Genomic DNA, 1,634 nt, shown 5'->3' with positions numbered 1-1,634 from the left:
CCCGTGCCGTGCTGGTCCTTTACGACGTGGAAGGTTGGAAACACGAGGAGATCGCCCTTGAACTCGGGATGGCGGTCGGTTCCTCGAAAGCGCAGTTACACCGTGCACGCGGACTACTCCGTCGCGCACTGGGAGATAAGCCATGAATGACCTCGATTACCTGCGCCAGATGCGCTCCCTCAACCGGCCGGTTGCGCCCCGTCGTGACCTATGGGCCGGCATCGAAGCCCGTCTGGACGAGGCGCCCGTCGCCGCGACGTCGCGCCATCGACGCGCGCAACCCTGGCTGATGGCCGCTGCCATTGCCGGCGTGGCCCTCCTCGGTGGCAGCATCGGACTCCATCTCGTCGCGCCTACTGGCAGCGACGCCCTTGCCAGCGAAACCCACTGGAAACCGACCGACCCGCGCCTCTCCGGAGCTGCGGTGGAACTCGACGCCGCGCGCATGGAGCTGACCCAGGCCATGCAGGACTCCCCCGATTCGGCCGCCCTGCAGCGTCTGCTGCTGAAGACCGAACGCCAGCGCGACCGTCTGCGTAACCTCGAAAAGCAAGCCGGCTAACATGCGAACAGCCAGGACCCCACTCATGAAAACGCTCTACATCACCCCCCTGCTGCTGGCGTTCTCGATCGGACAGGCATTCGCCTCGACCCCGATCAACCTGTCGAAAGACATCCGGCCCAATGCGAAGGTCAGCATCGACAACGTCAAGGGCGAGGTCACCGTGACCGCCTGGGACAAGAATCAGATCCAGGTCTCCGGCTCGCTGGGCGACGGCGCCCGTCCTCTGGAGATCGAAGGCAACGAAGGCAACGTGGAAATCCACGTCGATAGCGACTCGAAAGAGCACTCGATATTCAGCTGGGGCAGCGACACGCGCATGCAGCCCACCGTGCTCAACGTTCGCGTGCCCAAGGCCGTCAGCGTCGAGATCAACGTGGTCAGCGCGCCGGTCAGCATCGACGGCCTCGACGGCGGCAAGATCGAGATCAACTCGGTCAGCGGCCGCATCCGCGGAAACCTGCGCTCGCCGGACATCAACATGCAGACCGTCAGCGGGAGCATCGATCTCGCCGGCAGCGCGACCAAGGCCGATCTGCAGACCGTTTCCGGCGACATCATCGCGCCGAGCGTCACTGAACGCGTCGAAGCGCAGACCGTATCCGGTCGCATGACGATCGGCGGCGGCCCCTGGAAGCAGGCCAACTTCAGCACGGTCTCGGGCGACACGCAGATCAACGGCGGCCCCACGCGCGACGGCAAGATCGACGTCGACTCGATGAGTGGCGATGTCCAGCTCCAGCTTCCTTCCGATGTTTCCGCCAAGCTGGAGGCCTCGACATTCAGCGGCAGCATCCGCAGCGATTTCGGCAATCCCTCCAGCGGCGAAGACGGCCCCGGCAAGCAGCTCAAGACCACCATCGGCGGCGGCAACGGCAACATCCACGTCGAGTCCTTCAGCGGCGATGTGAAGCTACGCGCGCAGGGTCGCTGAGCGTTCTTTAAAAGGTTCGCCCGCGTTGCGGGCGCGTGTTTCCAGCGGCATTCGCCGCGTCACGCTCGTGCTGGTCGGGAGTCGCGGTCGGGTTGGCCCTTGGGGCCGCGGCGCGGCTCTTCGAGACGGGCCGTAGGC

3 protein-coding genes are annotated in these 1,634 nt (G+C 65.3%); all 3 read left to right on the top strand.

All coding sequences use genetic code 11. The annotated features are described in order from the left end of the window. Positions 1–146: RNA polymerase sigma factor (locus AC1DT2_RS22735; protein ID WP_477298924.1), on the top strand; the 146-nt coding region annotated here is incomplete at its 5' end. Next, a complete protein-coding gene (locus AC1DT2_RS22730) occupies positions 143–562 on the top strand; it encodes a hypothetical protein (RefSeq protein WP_063573079.1) in 420 nt (139 codons plus the stop codon). The genes AC1DT2_RS22735 and AC1DT2_RS22730, both read left to right, overlap by 4 nt. Positions 563–587: 25 nt before the next feature. Continuing rightward, a complete protein-coding gene (locus AC1DT2_RS22725; RefSeq protein ID WP_063573078.1) occupies positions 588–1,496 on the top strand; it encodes a DUF4097 family beta strand repeat-containing protein in 909 nt (302 codons plus the stop codon). The last annotated feature ends 138 nt before the right edge of the window (positions 1,497–1,634 follow it).

It is taken from the genome of Luteibacter sp. P4_E6, assembly GCF_056401535.1.
The sequence above is the reverse complement of the archived record's forward strand: the minus strand, read 5'-3'. Positions and strand labels throughout refer to the sequence as shown.